The 18,011-nt window shown below is 70.4% G+C and carries 16 protein-coding genes; 4 read left to right on the plus strand and 12 right to left on the minus strand.

Annotation, left to right across the window (positions count from 1 at the left end; genetic code table 11):
• Nucleotides 1–76: 76 nt before the first annotated feature.
• From ACFYTT_RS28285 to ACFYTT_RS28300, 4 genes are all read right to left on the minus strand, one after another.
• Nucleotides 77–841 (minus strand): sulfite exporter TauE/SafE family protein, encoded by a 765-nt coding sequence (locus ACFYTT_RS28285; protein ID WP_387263686.1) that lies wholly within the window; start codon nucleotides 839–841, stop codon nucleotides 77–79.
• On the minus strand, nucleotides 838–1,491 hold the full coding sequence (locus ACFYTT_RS28290; protein WP_387263688.1) for a hypothetical protein: 654 nt from the start codon (nucleotides 1,489–1,491) through the stop codon (nucleotides 838–840). Before ACFYTT_RS28290 ends, ACFYTT_RS28285 begins: the two co-directional genes overlap by 4 nt.
• 64 nt (nucleotides 1,492–1,555) lie before the next feature.
• Nucleotides 1,556–2,188 (minus strand): hypothetical protein, encoded by a 633-nt coding sequence (locus ACFYTT_RS28295; RefSeq protein WP_387263691.1) that lies wholly within the window; start codon nucleotides 2,186–2,188, stop codon nucleotides 1,556–1,558.
• Nucleotides 2,189–2,297: 109 nt separating this feature from the next.
• Nucleotides 2,298–4,250 (minus strand): fibronectin type III domain-containing protein, encoded by a 1,953-nt coding sequence (locus ACFYTT_RS28300; RefSeq protein WP_387263694.1) that lies wholly within the window; start codon nucleotides 4,248–4,250, stop codon nucleotides 2,298–2,300.
• 227 nt (nucleotides 4,251–4,477) lie between these two features.
• Here ACFYTT_RS28300 and ACFYTT_RS28305 point away from each other — a divergent pair, with 227 nt between their 5' ends.
• Entirely contained in the window at nucleotides 4,478–4,942 is a 465-nt protein-coding gene (locus tag ACFYTT_RS28305; RefSeq protein ID WP_387263696.1) for a hypothetical protein, read from the plus strand.
• 10 nt (nucleotides 4,943–4,952) lie between these two features.
• Here the strand turns inward: ACFYTT_RS28305 and ACFYTT_RS28310 are convergent, their stop codons facing one another.
• Entirely contained in the window at nucleotides 4,953–5,585 is a 633-nt protein-coding gene (locus ACFYTT_RS28310) for a TOPRIM nucleotidyl transferase/hydrolase domain-containing protein (protein ID WP_387263699.1), read from the minus strand.
• An 80-nt stretch (nucleotides 5,586–5,665) separates the two neighbouring features.
• Entirely contained in the window at nucleotides 5,666–5,938 is a 273-nt protein-coding gene (locus tag ACFYTT_RS28315) for a helix-turn-helix domain-containing protein (RefSeq protein ID WP_387263702.1), read from the minus strand.
• A gap of 81 nt (nucleotides 5,939–6,019) precedes the next feature.
• Here ACFYTT_RS28315 and map point away from each other — a divergent pair, with 81 nt between their 5' ends.
• Nucleotides 6,020–6,787: a type I methionyl aminopeptidase gene (map, locus tag ACFYTT_RS28320; protein ID WP_387263705.1), complete on the plus strand. Its 768-nt coding sequence runs from the start codon at nucleotides 6,020–6,022 to the stop codon at nucleotides 6,785–6,787.
• Between the two features lie 20 nt (nucleotides 6,788–6,807).
• On the opposite strand, the gene ACFYTT_RS28325 is transcribed toward map, so the two are convergent.
• Nucleotides 6,808–7,437 carry an NTP transferase domain-containing protein gene (locus ACFYTT_RS28325; RefSeq protein ID WP_387263707.1) on the minus strand — a complete coding sequence of 210 codons (630 nt, stop codon included), beginning with the start codon at nucleotides 7,435–7,437 and terminating at the stop codon, nucleotides 6,808–6,810.
• 363 nt (nucleotides 7,438–7,800) lie between these two features.
• Between ACFYTT_RS28325 and ACFYTT_RS28330 the strand changes: the two genes are divergently transcribed.
• On the plus strand, nucleotides 7,801–8,967 hold the full coding sequence (locus ACFYTT_RS28330) for a M14 family zinc carboxypeptidase (RefSeq protein ID WP_387263709.1): 1,167 nt from the start codon (nucleotides 7,801–7,803) through the stop codon (nucleotides 8,965–8,967).
• Between the two features lie 95 nt (nucleotides 8,968–9,062).
• On the opposite strand, the gene ACFYTT_RS28335 is transcribed toward ACFYTT_RS28330, so the two are convergent.
• On the minus strand, nucleotides 9,063–10,625 hold the full coding sequence (locus tag ACFYTT_RS28335; RefSeq protein ID WP_387263712.1) for a hypothetical protein: 1,563 nt from the start codon (nucleotides 10,623–10,625) through the stop codon (nucleotides 9,063–9,065).
• 164 nt (nucleotides 10,626–10,789) lie between these two features.
• On the minus strand, nucleotides 10,790–11,482 hold the full coding sequence (locus tag ACFYTT_RS28340; protein WP_387263715.1) for a TetR/AcrR family transcriptional regulator: 693 nt from the start codon (nucleotides 11,480–11,482) through the stop codon (nucleotides 10,790–10,792).
• A gap of 111 nt (nucleotides 11,483–11,593) precedes the next feature.
• Between ACFYTT_RS28340 and ACFYTT_RS28345 the strand changes: the two genes are divergently transcribed.
• On the plus strand, nucleotides 11,594–12,559 hold the full coding sequence (locus tag ACFYTT_RS28345; protein ID WP_387263717.1) for an NAD-dependent epimerase/dehydratase family protein: 966 nt from the start codon (nucleotides 11,594–11,596) through the stop codon (nucleotides 12,557–12,559).
• Between the two features lie 141 nt (nucleotides 12,560–12,700).
• Here ACFYTT_RS28345 and ACFYTT_RS28350 read toward each other — a convergent pair whose 3' ends face one another.
• The 3 genes from ACFYTT_RS28350 to ACFYTT_RS28360 form a co-directional block, all read right to left on the minus strand.
• Entirely contained in the window at nucleotides 12,701–13,906 is a 1,206-nt protein-coding gene (locus tag ACFYTT_RS28350) for an acyltransferase (protein ID WP_176095542.1), read from the minus strand.
• Between the two features lie 593 nt (nucleotides 13,907–14,499).
• Nucleotides 14,500–16,620: an acyltransferase family protein gene (locus ACFYTT_RS28355; protein ID WP_387263719.1), complete on the minus strand. Its 2,121-nt coding sequence runs from the start codon at nucleotides 16,618–16,620 to the stop codon at nucleotides 14,500–14,502.
• 82 nt (nucleotides 16,621–16,702) lie between these two features.
• Nucleotides 16,703–17,719, minus strand: a complete 1,017-nt coding sequence (locus tag ACFYTT_RS28360) for a TerC/Alx family metal homeostasis membrane protein (RefSeq protein WP_387263721.1) — start codon at nucleotides 17,717–17,719, stop codon at nucleotides 16,703–16,705.
• Between the last annotated feature and the right edge of the window lie 292 nt (nucleotides 17,720–18,011).

Raw genomic sequence — 18,011 nt, forward strand, 5'->3', positions numbered from 1 at the left:
CCGTCCCGTCAGTCCTGTTTCGACGGACGGTCAGGCGGCTAAAGCCGAGACGGACGGCGAAGGCTCAGACGGCCGGTCAGGCGGCGAGGGCCGAGACGGCCGCGGCCACGTAGAGGCATCCCCCGAGGCAGACCGCCGCACCGGCGATCGCCGGCATCCAGGCCGCCAGACCGGCCACCAGCGCACCTCGGCCGGCTCGCCCGGCGAGCAGCGCCTGCCCCCGGATGGTGAGCACGCCGACGCCGGTCAGCGTCAGCGCCATCCCGACGCCGAACCCGAGCACGATCACCACCGCCCCCAGGGAGCGGCCGGTCAGCAGGCCGCTGACCAGGATCAGGAAGGCCGACGGCGAGGGCAGCAGCCCACCGGAGAGCCCGAGCGCGATCAGCCCACGCCGGGACCACGGGTCGACCGGGACGTCGTGGTGATGGTGGTGGCCGTCGTCGCCGTGGTGATGGTGATGGTGGTGGCCCCGCTTGGTGAGGTGACGTCGGATCAGGTGCGCGCCGACACCGATCACCACGATCCCGGCCACCACCTGGAGCACGGCGGTGATCGTCCTGGTGCCGAGGTCGGCCACGCCGCTCAATCCCGTCCAGACCAGCGCCAGCACCAGGACGGAGAAGGTGTGCATCACCGCGACGATCACGCCGAGCCGGAGCGCGTCCCGGTAGCGGCCGTGCGTACCGACCAGGTACGCGGCGGTGACGCTCTTGCCGTGCCCGGGTGCCACCGCGTGTGCGGCGCCGACACCGACCGCCACGACCAGGGCGACCCAGAACAGGGCCGCGTTGTCGAACAGGGCGATCAGGCGCTCGTCGAGCCCGTTGAGGTCGTTCATGCCGTACTCCGGTTACGTCGTCGGGTCAGGGCAACGAGCAGCGCACCGAGCCCACCGGCGGCGACGACGCCGACGGCCAGCGCGGCGGCCGGGGCGGATCCGCCGCCCGAGCGGGTGAAGTCGACGCGGTGGGTGCCGTCGGCGCCGGTGAACAGTGCCTCGGCCGGTGTCGCCGACTCGGCGCGCAGCACCGTGCGGTACGCCTGGTTGAGGTCGGTGAGCGCGGTCACCGTGATGTCGAGCGCGGTCACCGGGGCCGGACACTCGAAGCGCAGCCGGGCTCCCTGGGCTAGCAGAGCGTCCAGCGGCTGGAGTTCCCCACGGCAGGGTCGGCCCTGCTGGCTGACCGTGATCCGCTCGCGCAGGTAGTCCTGGACGGCGGCGGAGTCGCGGAGCTTCTGCTCGCCGGTCACCTGGGTGGCGACCGGGCCTTTGGTGGGGTCCTCGAACGCGCCGAGTGACTGGCCGAGCGCGACCCAGTCGTCCTCGGCGGGTTGCCAGGACAGGTCGACCCGGGAACCGTCCACGGCGACCTGGGCCGTCGTGGGCGGCCCGAAGGGATGGGCGGCGGCGGGCACGCCGCCACCGGTGGTGACGGCCAGGGCCGCCGTGCCGGCGAGCAGCGCACCCGCGATGCTGCGGTGATTCATGGTTCTCTCCGGAACGCGCCGGGCCGTGGGGGTCCGACCGCGCGTCCCCCACGGCCCACGGCGGTCATTCGAACAGGGACAGGGTCAACGTCGAGGTGTACGCACCGGCGGCCACGTCGGCCGGGGTGCGCAGGAACAGGTCCGCGTCGACCGAGTACGCCCCACCGGCGACGGCACCGGAGTCGAACGTCGAGACCAGCAACTCCTGGTCGACCAGACCCACGTTGTTGCCCGGCTGCGTCGGCTCGTCCAGCACGGTGACGACCTCTTCACCCTCGCTGACCAGACCGGTGTCACCGCCGTCGACCAGACGCGGCTTCCAGCCCAGGTGCCCGGCGCCGATCGGCTCCTGACCAGCCGCACCCGTGAAGTCGGTGGCGCTGCCCAGCACCGCCCACGCCGCACCCGACGGCACCTCGTCGGCGGCACGGGTGTCGGTGACCGTCACCGTCGGCAGACCGCCGACGAACTGACGCACCAGCAGCGTCGACCCGTCCTCGGTCAGCGCCACCGAGTCGCCCGCGATCGACATCGCGAGCACTCCCGGCTCCTTGATCTCCTCGATGTCGACCGTCACCGACACGTCGCCGCTGGTGCCGGGCTCGGCCAGCGCCGGTGACGCCAGCGCCACCGACCCGGCCAGCAGCGCACCGGCGGCGACCGCCGCGAGCAGCCGCTCACGATTCCATGTGTTCATCCGTTACTCCGTCGATCTTCGCTGTGGCGGAACTGATGGCTTCGCCGGACGGTTTCGTCCGGGCGGGAGACGGTGGCGGCGCCGGGGAGGACGCCGCCACCGAGGTGGACTAGTCGCAGCTCGCCGCGTCGAACGGCACCTCGACCCGCATCGTCACCGGGTCGCCGTCGACCGTCCCGGTGACCTTGACCGTCGCGGTACCCGCCGGCACGGACCTGGCCCGGCTGGTGAACGCCTGGCTGGCGGACTTGCCGGGAGCGACGTCGGAGACCTTCCGCGAGCCGTACGGCGTCACCAGCTCGACGTCCAGCGGACCGGTGTCGGTGTTGCGGGCGGTGACCGAGACGTGCGCGGTGGTGCCGACGCAGTGGGCGCGGGCCTGGACGTCGACCTTCCAGCCGGTCACCGAGATGGCCGGGCTGGTGATCTTCTGGTTCTTGCTGGTCAGGAACACCTCGTACGCGCTGCCCGCGTTGGCGCTGGTCGGCACGGTCAGCGCATAGGTGACCCGACCCAGCTCGTCGGCGGTCACGGTGGCGACGCGGTCCTCGTCCCGGCCGGTGTCACCGGTGCTGCCGGCAGCGCGCAGGTGGACGGCGACCTTCTCGGCCGGGTCGTAGCCGTACGCGGAGACCGCGACCGTGCCCTTCACGTCGACCGTGGTCCTGTCGACCGTGACCTGCTGCCCGACCGTGTTCTGCGGGGTACGCAGCTCGTTGACGGTCCGCTCGCCCTGGTCGTTCTTGCGGATCAGGAACCCGTCGTGGTGCTGCCCGTTGGCGTAGCGCGACTCGTAGCGCAGCGTGCCCTGCTCGACGTCGATGAGCTGGTAGAGCTGGGTGTTCTGGCTGGTGCTGGTCACCTCGGCACCGTTGCCGGTCCAGTTCTGCCCGTTGTTGAGCTGGTACATCTTGCCGCCGGAGACAGACACCGCGTAGACCGTGCCGTCGTGGACGGCGGCGGAGCGACGGTTCGTGGCCACGTTGCCCCGGCCGTACGAATGGTCGTGGCCCTGGAGCACCAGGTCGACGCCGTACTTCTCGAACAGCGGGCCCCACTGGTTGCGGACCTGGGCGTTGTTGCGGCTGCCGGTGGTCGAGTAGACGGGGTGGTGGAAGGTCACCACCGTCCACTTGTTCGGGTTGTCCTTGAGGACTCCCTCCAGCCAGGCGGTCTGCGCGGCCATCAGGGTGGCGTTGCTCTGGTGGTTGGAGTCCAGGGCGACGAAGCGCACGCCCTGGTAGTCGAGGGAGTAGACGGTCTGCTTGAGCTCCGGGTTACCCGGCCCGTTGTCCGGGTACGGGAACTGCGGCCGCCAGAACTGCGACAGCCCGCCGCTGTACTCGTGGTTACCCGGGACCGAGATGTTGTTGATCTGGCCGTCGATGAAGCCGCTGGCCTTGTACCACTGGCCCCACTGCTCCTCGCTGTTGGCGTGGTCGATGAGGTCACCGGCGTTGACGATCGCCTTGGCCTTCGGCCGGTCGGCGAACGCCTGCCGGAAGACGCGGGGCACGGCCGAGTCGATGTAGTTCTGGGCGTCGCCGTAGTAGATGAAGGAGAACGGCGCGAAGTCGGCGGCGGCGGTGGTGAAGTCGATCCACTCGCTCCAGTTGCTGCCGTCGCCGACGCGGTAGGTGTACCGGGTGTTCGGCGTGAGGCCGGTGAACTCGACGGTGTGGTAGGTCGAGGCGTACCCGAGCGAGGTGTTGACCGCCGTGCTGGCCAGCGCGGAGAGGCGGGTCACCGCGCCGGTGGGCGGTACGACGTCACCCAGGGCCCGTGGTGCTTCGAGGATCTCGGCGCGGGCCCACTCGGCCGGCGCCTCGGCCCGCCAGGTGACGCGCTGCGAGGTGGACGGTGTGGTGGTCGGGGTCAGGATGATGCGGTCCGGTACGGGGGAGGGCTTATGGATCTCAGCGGCGGGATGCTTGGGCGGCGGGGCGTCGCCGAAGGCGGAGGGGCTGATCGCCACACCACCGGCGATCAGGGCCGCGGCACCGATCGCCACGATCTTCGTCCGGCGCGCTCCGCTGCGCCAGGGAGCCTTCTGGTCGGTCACGACTCTGGTCACCCTTCAATGAGGAGGCGGACGGCGGCGCCGGTCGTCGATCACCTGCCGGCACGCGCCGTCGTCATTCGCGCAGTCGTGCCCGACCGGACGGCGACAAGATCCTTTCGAGTGAGTGAACAGTCGTCCGTGATCCCGCCCTGACCAGCAACTGTTGGCCTGCCGGCCATCCGCTCGACACAGACGTACCGCGTCTTCTTCGTACGCTCGGCGGCGTTATGACCGATCAGCACACCGCCCCGCCACCCCACCCCGACCGCACCGGTCGTCGGCTGCGTGCCGGCGGCGCCCTGCTCTGCACTGCGGTCCTGCTCGGGGCCCTGGTCGGCAGTTCCGCCCCGGCCGCCGTGGTGGTCAAGGACGAACACTTCATCAGCGCGCAGACGCCGGGCGTCCTCGACATCGAGGGTGGCGAGTGCTTCGACGATCCGGTGCACCTGCCCGAGGCCGGCGGAGCGGTCGTCCGCTACCGGCCGTGCGCGTCGACGGCGGACAACCAGACGTACGGGTTCGTGCACGCCGACGACGACGCGGACTGGGCGCCGGCCGCGTTGGGCGAGTTCGCCTGGGGTGCCTGCCGGGACTGTTCACCCGTACCTGGCCCGACGCTCAGGACCGGGACCTGCGCTTCTATCCGGTGCTTCCGACCGAGGAGACCTGGGCGGCCGGTGATCGCGACGTGATGTGCGTGGCCTACCGGCCCGGCGGCCGGTTGTCCGGCTCGATGCTGCCCAGGTGGTGAGCGGAGACCGAGTCGAGCACCGCGTCCAGCGGGCGTGGCATCCGGTCCAGGTCGAGCGCCTGCACCATGAGCCGGGCGTACGCCTCCTTGCGGCCGGACCGGGTGCCGACGAACCGGTGCAACTGGGCGGTCAACTCCCGTCCCTGCTGCGCCGGCTGTCGCTGGAACAGCCGGAAGGACCGCAGGTCCCCGACGGCGTCCAGGAACTCCTGCACCCCGTCGGTGCCGACGGCCCGGATCAACTCGTCCTCCAGATCCCGTACGCAGACGTGGAACCCGAGTTCGGCGATCCGGACGGTGGAGGCGGCGGTGGCGATGCCGGCCCGGTCGAGTCCGCGCTGGACGAAGCCCTCCTCGGCCACGTCGTAGAGGCCGGCCAGCCGTAGTCCGCGCCCCTGCGGGCCGAGCAGGACCAGATGGTGCCCGATGTTGGTGATGCCGCCCATCGGCAGCACCCGTACGCCCTCGGCGGCCAGGTCCCGGCCGCGCCGGAGGGCGAGCGCCTGCACCGCCGCCTGGTCGCTGGCACCCTCGACCAGGAGCACGGCGCGGGCGTCACCCAGGGCGTCGATCGGGATCCGCACCCCTCACCTCCTGGCCGGTCAGCACCATCATGCCGACCTGCCCCCAGGCGGCCCAGCGAGTTACCGCGTGGGCCGAGCGGTCAGGAGGCGAGCCGCCCGGTGGACGGGGTCGGCTCGGCGAGCCGGGTCGCCAGGTCGTCCAGCGAGAGCCCGAGCACCCGGGCCAGGGCGGCGACGGTGAAATAGGCGGGCGAGGCGATCGCCCCGCGCTCGATCTTGCGCAGCGTGTCCAGCGAGATGCCGGCCTGGAGGGCGACGGCGGCGGCACTCCGACCGCCACGCGCCTGCTGGAGCAGCCGCCCCAGCACCAGGCCACGCGCCCGCTCGTCCTCGGTCATCGGGGTACGCACCATGCGCCTATAGTAATCCTGGTATTAAAATACCAGGGCCGGGGAGCACACCGCCCCGCCGGCACGAAGGACGAAGAGGTAGAGATGGTCGAGTTGAAGACGCCGGACGAGATCGCCGTGATGCGCGAGGCCGGGCGGGTGGTGGCGACGGCGCTCGCCGCGACCCAGGAGGCGGCCACGGTCGGCACGTCCCTGCGGGAGTTGGACGAGATCGCCGCCACGGTGATCAGCGAGGCCGGCGCGAAGCCCTCGTTCCTGCACTACCACCCCCGGTCGGCCCCCAGCCCCTTCCCGGCGGTCATCTGCACCTCGGTCAACGACGCGGTGGTGCACGGCATCCCCACGTCGTACCGGCTCGCCGAGGGGGACGTGCTGAGCGTCGACTGCGGCGCGTACATCGACGGGCTGCACGGCGACTCGGCGGTGACCTTCATCGTCGGCTCCGCCGACCCGGACGACCAGAGGCTCGTCGACGAGACCCGCCGCGCCCTGCACGCCGGCATCGCCGCCGCCACGCCCGGCGCCCGGATGGGCGACATCGCCCACGCCATCGGCACCGTCGGCCGGTCGCAGGGATTCGGCCTGATGGAGAACCACGGCGGCCACGGGATCGGCCGCGCCATGCACGAGGACCCGTTCGTGCCCAACGAGGGCAAGCCCGGCCGGGGCCTACGGCTCAGGCCGGGGCTGGTCCTCGCGCTCGAACCGATGTTCATCGCCGGTGGGAACGACAGATACCGGGTGGACCGGGACGGCTGGACGCTCCGGTCCGCCGACGGCAGCCGGGCCGCGCACTGGGAGCACACCATCGCGGTCACCGAGGACGGGCCGGTGATCCTCACCGCCCGCTGAGACCGGCACCGACAGACACCTCAGGCGCTCGCCACCTCCCCGGCGGCGAGAAACCTGGCCCGGTCGGCCTCGGTGTCGATGTCACCGCCGTCGGCCACGTCGGCGACCGGTACGACCCGGATCTGCTCGGCACGTTCGCGCAGATAGGGACGGGCACCCACGTCACCGACGGCCGAAGCGGCGACGCCCGCCCAGTGCGCCCGGCCGAGCAGGACCGGGTGACCGCGCCCGGTGTGGTACCCCGCCATCGCGAGCACCTGCGGCGCGGCGAGACCGACGAGTCGGCGTACCGCCTCGGGGGTGATGCCCGGCATGTCGACCAGGAGCACCACCACGGCCACCGCCGGGGTCGGCGTCAGCGCGGCGAGACCGGCACGCAGGGACGACCCCATCCCGCCGGCCCACTCCGGATTGACGACCACCGTCGCTCCGGCCAGATCGGCGCGGGCGGCGACCGACTCCGCGTCGGCACCGAGCACCACGGCCACCGAATCGCAGCCACCGGCCGCCAGGGTGGCCGCCGCACGTTCCACGAGCAGCCGGCCGTGCACCTCCACGAGCGCCTTGGGTCGCCCGTACCGGCGGCCTGCACCGGCCGCGAGCACCAGCCCGGCGACCGGCGAGCCGGACCCGGCACGTGTCGAATCCACCCCTGGACGTTAACACCGGCCAGCCGAGAACTCAGCGCCACCATTGCGCGAGTGGACCGATTTTGAGTAGTGCCGTCGAGAGCCGCCGCAACTCGATCGACCACCGCGAACCTCAAAGTTTCCTCAAACACGCTGGTCGACACCGATGCACATTAACCAACGCCTTTAGTTTTGCCTCATCCGATCGACGGATTCACGCCACCGAACGCCTGCGAGCAGGCGATACGTGGCCGCAGAGGACAGCGAAAACGAGGTGGGAGCCGCCCGGAAAACGCCCGCATCGACGCACCGCGCAGCCGAATTCATACAGATGTAGGAGGTCTGATGCACCGTCGCCTTTTGGTGTCGACAACTGTCGCAACAATGTGTGCCGTAACCCTGTTCGCGCCGTCCTCGTCAGCGGAGAACGTGAACGCGAACTGCGGCAATCTTCCCGGCAACCGATCCGCCTCCGGGTGGACCGACTACGCACAACTCGGCAAGCAGCTCGCCCAGATCGAGGCGACCAGCAACGGCCGGGTCGCCGTGGACGTCATCGGCCAGTCCCACCGGGGCCGGGACATCTACACCGCGCGGGTCGGCACCGGTGACCGCGTACTCCTGATCACGAGCGAGATCCACGGCAACGAGAAGACCGGCACCGAGGCCCTGCTCCAGATGCTCAAGACCCTCGGGTCCAGTGGAAGCCCGCAGGCCAAGATGATCCGGGACAACCTGACGATCGTCGCCGTTCCGAAGTTCAACCCCGACGGTGCGGAGCTGAACCGTCGGCAGAACGACTTCCCGTGGACCGAGGTGGTCGAGAAGTTCCCGCAGCTTGCCGGCACGAACGCGCCGTACTACTACAGCAACGGCGCACGCGGCTTCGACGTCAACCGGGACTTCAGCGCGGACCTGACGGCCGAGCCCTCGCCCGCGACGCGGCCCTCCAACGAGACGCTGCCCGGCATGTACCTGACCAACGAGTCCCGTGCCCTGCGTGACCTCTACGTCAACCTGCGCGACGAGTTCGGCAAGGTCCACGCCTACGTCGACCTGCACCACATGGGCCCGTGCAACGAGAACATCGGGACCGACCAGTACGTCACGGTGGCGCTGGACTTCCCGCCGCTCGGTTCGGAGGTCGACGGCAACCCGAGGTACGCCGACTGGCCGCTGCTCGACCAGGACGCCTCCCGTCGACACACGCTGGCCGCCGCCCTCGGCATGATGCAGCACGCGGGCAACGGTTCCGGTACGGGTTCGCCGTTCTTCGGTGGGGTCAGCCAGTACGTCCACTACCAGGTGTCGGACGGCTACAGCTTCGACCGCGACTACGCCGGGCAGGCCCGGTCGGCGTTCGCCCTCAACGGCAGCGCGAGCGTCCTGTTCGAGGTGCGCGGCCAGTCCCACGCCTGGGGCCAGAAGCAGAAGGGTCAACTGACCAAAGCCGTCGAGGCCGGCATCGTCGGCATCGCCGAGCGGATGGCGGACCGGTCGGTCGACAGCCTGAACGGCGACGACTTCTACGAGCTACCGAAGTACTGGTAGGCATCACCACAGATCGGTGACCGGGCGCATCCGGTCACCGAGCGGGCCCCCTTCCCGGTCGGGAAAGGGGGCCCGTCGTCGTCACGGCCGGAGCGTCAGCCGATCGCGTACGCCCGGATGATCGTCACGTCGGTGTAGCCGCCGATGGTGTCGGTGACCCGCGCCCGCAGCGAGACCGCGCCGGACGTCGGGTTGCCCACCTGGGCGGTCCAGACGCCGTCGATCTTCTTGACCGACACCGAGCGCCAGGTCTTGCCGCCGTCGAAGGACGCCTTGGCGGTGACCGTCTTCACCTTCGGGTTCTTGCCCAGCTTGGCGTCCGGACCGGCCTTGGGGCGGCTCAGCTTCAACTGGACGTTCGTGCTGCCGCCGGCCTTGGCCCGGTTGTACAGGTCAAGCCCGGTGGGCAGCACGGTGAGCGCGTAGACGGGCGCGGTCACCGAGGTGTTCGGCTTCGCCTTGAACCGGTACGTGACGCTGGTCTTCGGCGACAGCATCCCGGCCGGGAAGGTGATCTCCGGGTAGTACCGGCTCGCGTCGTTGGTGAGCGTGTACCACCCGCTCTTCTTGACCTTGTACTCAAGGCTGGTCATTTCCGACTCCCAGCCCCTGTCCTTCTTGGTCTTGACCGTCTTGCCGCCGAACTTCAGCGTCGCGGTCGCCTTGTCACCGCCCTCGACGCTGTCACGCGGGAAGCCCGGGTCGGCGAACATGTCGTTCAGCGAGTACGACAGCCAGCCGTAGTTGACCTGCGGCAGCCGGGTGGACGGCCCCCAGGCGGACCGGAAGAACCGCACGGTCTGCGACTTGCCCGCGCTGACCGTACGTGGGACGAGGTAGCTGCCGACGACCGGTGCGGAACCGTCCTTCGCCTCAGCACGGGCGTGCGCCCTGACGTACCACTTGCCGGCCGACAGGTGAAGCTTCGTCCGGTACGGCTGTTCGGTGTCGAACAGAAGTCCGTACATCTCGTCGCCGCAGGCACGGTCGGCCGGCTGCACCGCCAGGTTGCTGAGAGTTCCCGCCGACGGACCGCGCCGGCTCTCCACGTCGACCGTGCCGAGCGAGGACTGCGCGAAGGTCCGGGTCGGGCTGCTCGGAACGCCGGTCGTGCGGTACTTGACCACGTAGTGGGGTGACGCGCCGCTGTGGTCGACCCAGGACCGCATGGCGGCGAAGGCCAGCCGCTTCGACGAGTTGGGCACGACGTACAGCCCGCCGCCGAGGTCGGCGGCCCCCACGTGCTCGTACGAGGACTTGCCTACGGTGCAGATCCGGGCCATCGTCCGGATCTCCCGCCCGGCCGTGTCGATCGCCGGGCTGAGGCCGAGTGAGACCCGCTTGCCCTTGCGGGCGTCCACGGTGGTCTTGCTGGCCCCGGAGACCTTGACCGTGCGGGCACCGAGGGTCGAGGTCTCCCCGGTGCGGATCGAGGCGAGCACCGCGTAGGTGCCCTTCGGCAGCTTCTTGGCCTTGTTGGACGTGACCGAACGGCGCTCGCTGGTGGCGAGGTTGACCACGGTCGTGGTGACGGTGACCTTCTTGCCGTTGCGGTCCAGCGTGGTGACGGTCAGCGTGTTGGTCGCCGCGACGGCAGGTGCGCCGGCACCGAGCAGCAGCGCCGGCACCAGTGCCGACGCGACGGCGGCCCGGGTCATGACGCGGACACGCGAGGACGATCCGGGGCCGGAGGCGGCCCCGATGAGAGTGGAGAACAATCCAGGAACTCCCGTGAGTGGAAGCCGATCCCACAGTACGACAACGGCGGGAAAGCTGATGCTAGATCACATTCGCCGCCCGCACCGTCCCCCCGACAGCCGTATCAGGGCAGGCCGATCAGGTCGGCCATCCGGCGCATCTGGTGGTCGAAGTACTCGTCCCGTGCGGTGATCAGGCCGTCGAGCTGGCCGAAGAGTTCGAAGCTGACGGCGCCGAAGCAGTGGATCCAGCCGACGGAGCCCCTGGCCAGCAGGGTTTCGGGCAGCCCGGCGAAGAGTCGATCCCGCACGGCGGCGAAGTCGGCGTGGACCGGAACGGGCAGTTCGTCCGGGCCCGGATCGGCCAGGACGCCGGCCGTGAAGCCGTCGAGCAGGATCCGGATCAGGGTGGTCGGGGTCCGGGACGCCGCCACGGTGGTCTCCTGCGGTGCGGCGTACCCGGGGACCGGACTGCCGAACAGCAGGGCGTACTCGGCCGGGTGGGCCAGCGCCCAGCGGCGTACCGCATGACAGACGGCGAGCCATCGGCCGCGCAGGTCGGTGCGGGCGGTGACCTCGGCGTCGGCCCCCTCGGCCGCGTCGCCGAGTGCCTGGTAGCCGTCGAGGATCAGCGCGGTGAGCAGCTCGTCGCGGCTCGGGAAGTAGCGGTAGATCGCCGAGGAGACCATCCCCATGTCCCGGGCGACGGCACGCAGGGACAGGTTCGCCCCCTCTGCGGCGAGGTGGCGGCGGGCGATCGCCTTGATCTCGTTGATCATCTCGGCTCGGGCCCTGGCCCGGATGGTGGCGGCAGGCATGCCAGAGAGTGTCGCACACATTCGAGAGCACTGCTCTTGACGAGAGCCGTCGCCATGGGTGAGCATTGGTCTTAACAGAGAGCACTGCTCTCAAGACAAGGGGAGACTTCGATGACCGTTCACCTGATCGTCGGCGCCGGCATGGTCGGCTCGACCACCGCGCGACTGCTCGCCACGCGTGGCGAGCAGGTCCGGATCGTCAGCCGGTCCGGGCGGGGCCCGATCCACGCCCGGATCGAGCGGATCGCCGCCGACGCCACGGACGCCGACCGGCTCAGCGAACTCGCGCAGGGCGCCACCGCCGTCTACAACTGCCTCAATCCGGCCTACCACCGCTGGCTCACCGACTGGCCGCCGATGGCCGACGCGCTGCTCACCGCCGCCGAGCGGTCCGGCGCGCCACTGGTGATCGCCGGCTGCCTCTACGGGTACGGCGAGGTCAGCGGGCCGATGACCGAACAGACTCCGCTCGCCGCCACGCACCCCAAGCTACGGATGCGCGCCGACATGTGGCGCGACGCCCTCGCCGCCCAGCGCGCCGGGCGCCTGCACGCCGTGACCGAGGTACGCGCCAGCGACTACCTCCAGGCGCAGTCGATCCTCACCCTCTTCCTCGGTCAGCCGCTGCTCGCCGGACGCCGTGCCGTCGTCCCCGCCCCGCTCGACGTGCCGCACACCTGGACCTCGATCAACGACGTGGCGGCCATGCTGGTCACCGCCGCCACCGACGAGCGGGCCTGGAACCGCCCCTGGCACGTGCCCAGTGCGGCGCCGATGACGATCCGGCAGCTCACCTCCCGCCTCACCGAGCTGGCCGGGGTGCCCGCGCCGAAGCTCACCAGCATTCCCGCACCGGTCTTCCGGGCCGCCGGTCTCTTCGCCCCGATGCTGCGCGAGTTCCAGACCACGGCGTACCAGTTCGCGCGGCCGTTCGTGCTGGACTCCTCGGCCGCCACCACCACGTTCGGGCTGCGTCCCCAGCCCATCGACGAGGCGCTGCGCGAGGCGATCACGCTGCTGCGCGAGGCACCGGGTACGAGCGCCGGCACCGCTGCGCCCTTCCCGACCGCCGCCTGACGACGACACCGCATCTGACGAGCGCCGTCGGCTCGCCGCGTACCGCTGAGCTGCTCCCGCACCACGCCGAGACGCGAGAAGCGGTGGTCTGAGGACCACCGCTTCCCGCTGCTCCCGGCGCGGCCGGAGCCCTCCCGACCGTCAGGAGACCGGCAGGGTCTGCCGGGTCTCCGCGTCGCGGTCGACGCGACTGCGGGCCCGTACGCTCTCGGTCTTGAAGCGCAGGGCGGGACGTTCCACCAGGTGCCAGGAGGGTACGGCGAACGCCAGGGTGCCGAGGATGCTCAGCACGGTGTAGCCGAACATCCCGAACTCGGCGCCGCCGACCAGGGCGATGACCTGCTGCACCGGGAAGCCGTAGATGTAGAGGCCGTAGGTGTAGTCGTGCCGTCGGCTGATCCTGGACAGCTGCTTCGGCAGCGCCACCGCGGCGTAGAGCACCACGTAGGCGAAGGCCGGCAGGCCGACGGCGAAGAAGCCGCCCTTGAGCAGCGAGCCGGTCAGCACGACGCCGGCCAGTGCGGCCCACACGCCGTTGACCGGGATGCGGTGTGCGTAGAGACGTGCGGCCGTACCGAGCAGGAAGAGGAAGCCGAGCATCAGCGTCCAGTCGGCGGCGAAGGCACCGATCAGCGGGAACGGGCCGATCGCGCCGTGCTGCGGCGGGCGTGCGGTGATGGTCGGTCCGTTCAGGAAGTCCCACAGGACCAGCGCGTAGCAGATGACCGTCAACAGCAGGACGGCACGCGGCGACCGGCGCAGGACCGCGGTCATCATCAGCAGGGCCACCACGCCGTAGAACGCCAGGTCGTACCGGAGGGTCCAGAGCGAGCCGTCGAACGCGCTCGGACCTCCGCCGAGCCGCCCGTACGGGGTGTCGGCGAGCAGGCCGGAGATCGGGAACTGCTCCATCGACGCGAGGACGTTCGTGGTGACGTAGTCGAACGGGCCCTCCGGGTGTCCCCAGAAGCCGTCGAGGCTGCCGTTCTCGTAGATCGCCACCAGCGGCGCGATGACGAAGGCCGTGACCAGCAGGCAGACCCACAGGCCGGGAAGCACCCGCAGCGCGCGGGCGCGGATGTACTGCGGCAGGGACGAGCGCAACGCGCTGTCGGTGATGAGGAACCCGGAGATCAGGAAGAAGCCGTAGAGGGACATCGTGCCGATGTCGCTCTGCCCCGCGAAGAGGCCCGTGCCGAGGTTTCCCACCCCGAACCCGATCGGCCCGGAGTGGGCGATGATCACACCGCACGCCATCGCCAGACGCAGCGCGCCGAACGCGTTGTGCCGGGCCGAGTATCTGTCTTGCAGCGTCGGCGAGCGCCCTTCGTTGAACCACGCCTGCACGTGAGGACTCCCTTGAGGACCAATCCGGACGGTGGTCGAGTCGTCGTGCCGACCGCCGCATGTGACACATGCAGTATCGGCACTTTTAAGCCTTATATTTTGATTTTCATAATTTGTCCACTCTGCACCGTTTTGCCGGGTCGTCGGACGACCGGGCTGACGTCGGCGGACGGCCGGGCCGACCGGCGGGCAGCGGGCCTGCGGAGCAGGCCGCACCACGGCCGCCAGCGGCGGTCGTGGTCGACTCGCACCACGACCGCCGCTGGGCAGATGTCCGAGCAGACCGTCGACCACCGTCCACAGTGCCCCGCCGGGTCGACGGACCGGCGCAGGCGCGGGTCACCTCCGGGCGGAGCCCGAACGCGGGGTGGCGACCTCGGCGGCGGGCACCCGGATGCTGTCCGGAATCGGCCGGCTCGTGTCGTACTCCTCGGGTCCACGAGGAGACGACGAGATCAGAGGTCGTCCCGTGCCCACCGGTCGGGTGCCGACCAGGTGCGGGACCGCCCACGACGTTCGACTTCTCGTACGCGGTTCAGCATGGCACCGCCAAATGCCCCAGATAACCCGGAAGGCTGAATCCGCCGTGAGGGTCACGACAGGTGCCGCGCGGTGTGCCTCACCAGGAAGTCGTCCAGTCGTGGCGCGAGACGGCGCGCGTACGTGGCGGTCAGATGGTGCGCGTCTCGATAGACGAGCACCCCGTCGATCACGGCGGGACAGCGCTCGCTCGGACAGATCGCGTCGTTGAGGTCGGCCAGATGCACCTGCGCCACCGAGGCCGCAGCCCGCTCCTGCGGTACGCCCCAGACGAGTGCGGGCTGCCGAGGCTGGGCGCAGGCGCTGAGGCGTTCCCGGTTGGCGGAGACGCACTCGGCCATGTCCACCCTGAACGCCGGGGTGTCCCGGATGACCACCAGCGGTATGCCCGCCCCGGTCAGCTCCGACCAGGTCCGTGTCAGCGCCTCCGTCTGCGCGTCGGCCGTCGACGGCCCGGGTGCCGGCGTACTGCCGGCCACCAGCGGTATCTGGGTCACGCTGGAGACGATCAGCAGCCGGGGCCGCCGCTCACCCGTGAGCGCCGTCCGCAGTTCGCGGTTCCACTCCGTACAGCTCTCATCGACCCGTCCGCCGACGACCGTCGGGGCGGTCATCAGCGAGCAGGCGGTCTTGATGTAGGTGACCAGGCGCCACCCGCGCTCCGACGCGACCTGCTGCAACGCCGGCACCCAGTGCGCCGCGTGCGAGTCGCCGGCCAGCGCGACCTCGACCCGCGAGTCCTGGTCGCCGTAGACGCACGTGCGCAGGCGCGACTCCTGCGCCTGCGTGACACAGTCGTCCCGATAGACGTCGGGCAGGTCGTCGCGGGCGGCCAGCGGGTCGGGCGTGATCCGGGCGAAGCGGTCCACCAGCGCCGGGTCCCCGCCCGGCGACGCCTGACCCACACCGGCGAACTGCGGCGGACCCGGAGCGGTCGGTGGCCGGACCGCGAGGCTCAGGCCGACGCCGGCCAGGACGGTCAGGCTGGTGGCGGCCAGTCCCATCCGCAGGGTGCGGGCCGGGGAGAACTGTGCGTACCGGAACGGGTTCTCCACCAGGTAGTGGGTCAGCACCGCCGGGAGCGCGGAGCAGACGATCATCGCCAGCCCGGCACCGGTCCCCAACGGACCCCAGCGCGCCTCCGCCACGACCAGCAAGGGCCAGTGCCAGAGATACCAGGAGTACGAGACCACCCCCACCGCTCGCGTCATCCGCATCTCCAGCAGCAGCGCGGGACCGTACCGCCCGGCACCCGGACCGGCCGCGATGACCGCCACCGCGCCGAGCGTGGGCAGCAGCGCGAGGTGTCCCGGATAGGCCGCGTCCGGCCCGATCAGCACGGCACCGAGAGCGATCATGAGCATGCCGGCCCAGCCGAGCGTGACCGCGGTCGGACGGGACAGCCGGGAGAGGTGGCCGCTCAGGATCGCCAGCGCACCACCCAGCGCCAGTTCCCACATCCGGGTGGTGGTGACCAGGTACGCCCGCGCGGGCTCGGCCTGGCTCAGGTACACCGACCAGGCCAGCGACGGTACGCCGACCAGGGCGATCGCCACGAGCACCGGGGTGGACGTCCGGTCGGCGAAGAACCGTCGACGGTGCCGCCCACGGACGTCCACCGGCGACCGCGCCTCGATCGACTGCGTCCGTCGACGCCCGAGCGCCACGGCGGCCAGCAGGAGCAGCGGCCAGAGCAGATAGAACTGTTCCTCCACCGCCAGTGACCAGAAGTGCTGGAGGATGCTCGGCGCCTCCTCCGACCGCAGGTAGTCGGTCGACTGCTCGACCAGCCGCCAGTTCATCGCGTAGACGGCGCTGGCGAGGGCGTCCCGGGCGGTCTCGGACCACCGGATCGGCGGCAGGAAGAGGTACGTGAGCAGCATGCTCGCCACGACGACGACGCTGGCGGCAGGCAGCAGCCGCTTGGCGCGCCGGACGTAGAAGGCGGTGATCGAGATCCCGCCGGTCCGGCGCAGTTCGTCGACGAGCAGCCCGGTGATCAGGAAGCCGGAGATGACGAAGAAGACGTCGACGGCAACGAAGGCGCCCGGCAGCGCGGCCACCCCGGCGTGCCCGACGAGCACCAGGACGAGCGCGAGGCCCCGCAGCCCTTCGATGTCCTCGCGGAACCGGCCCGACAGGATCGGCCCGGCTCGTTCCCCTACTCGTGTCATCTCCACCCCTCTCGGGGCGGAGCATAAAGGCAATAATGGGGCTTTTGACCGTTTTAGCTGGACCAGCTACGGCGCCTGGGGCTCACTGCCGTTCGGTGACGACCTCCTTGGAGCCCGGCACCACGTTGCGGGTGGCACGCAGGCTGGTGATCGTCACGACCGTCAGCACACCGATGATGACCAGCAACGACGCCAGCGTCGGGATCTCCGGCACGCCTTCCCAGACGCCGTGCGCCCAGTGCAGACCGAGTTTGACGCCGATGAACGCCAGGATCACGGCGAGGCCGTAGCTGAGGTGGACCAGGCGGCTGAGCGCGGCGTGCAGCACGAAGTAGAGCGCCCGCAGACCCAGCAGCGCGAAGGCGTTGGTGGCGAAGACGAGGTACGGGTCCTCGGTGATGCCGTAGACCGCCGGGACCGAGTCCACCGCGAAGACCGCATCGGCGGCGAAGACCGCCACCACCACCAGGGCCAGCGGCGTGAGGGCACGCCGACCGTCGACCCGCACGACCATCTTGGTGCCGTGGTACTCCTGGACCACCGGCATGAACCGACGCAGCAGCCGCACCGAGCGCATGTTGCCGATGTCCACCGACTGCTCGTGCCCGGTGAACGCGTCGCGCAGCAGCTTCGCGGCGGTGAACAACAGGATCAACGCGAAGATCAGAAATGCGAAGTCCAGCGTCTGCAACGCCGCCGCGCCCAACGCGATGAAAATGCTCCGCAGCACCAGCGCGCCGGTGATGCCGAAGAGCAGCACCCGCTGCGCCAGCTCGGTCGGCACCGCGAACGCCGCCAACAACAGCATGAAGACGAAGAGGTTGTCCACCGACAGCGACTTCTCGACCAGATAGCCGGTCAGGTAGTGGACGCCCGGCTCGGAGCCGAACTCGGACCACACCCAGGCACCGAAGGTCAACGGCAGAGCGATGTAGAAGGCCGACCAGCCCAGCGCTTCCTTCAGTGACACGCGGTGCGGGCGGTGGGTGACCGCGAAGTCGAGCACCAGCAGGGCCAGCACCCCGACGATCGTCGCCGTCCAGAGCAACGGCGTGCCTACGGAGTGGAGTTCACTGGCGGAGTAAGACAATTCGGGCATGGGCCTTCCTCGAACACCGTGCATGTTCGAGGTCTCCTTCACCCACCGTTCGTGGGCAACCACCCGAGGCACACCCGGGGTGCGCCGTACTGACCGGTATGGTTCGTGGGAAGTACTCCCCTCGTACGGCCAAGGTTAGGACAGGCCGCCCCGGGCCGCCAGGCGTCGGCGCGCGGCGCGCCGGTGCGGCGGGATCCCACCCACTCCGTGCGAGGTGGGCGGCACCGCCCGGGGCACGACCGTGGCGGAGATCACCGAGGACGTCGTCCCACGTCACCGACAGCGATTCGCC

Origin of the sequence: Micromonospora sp. NPDC003816 (assembly GCF_042874705.1) — a bacterium.
GTDB lineage: Bacteria > Actinomycetota > Actinomycetes > Mycobacteriales > Micromonosporaceae > Micromonospora.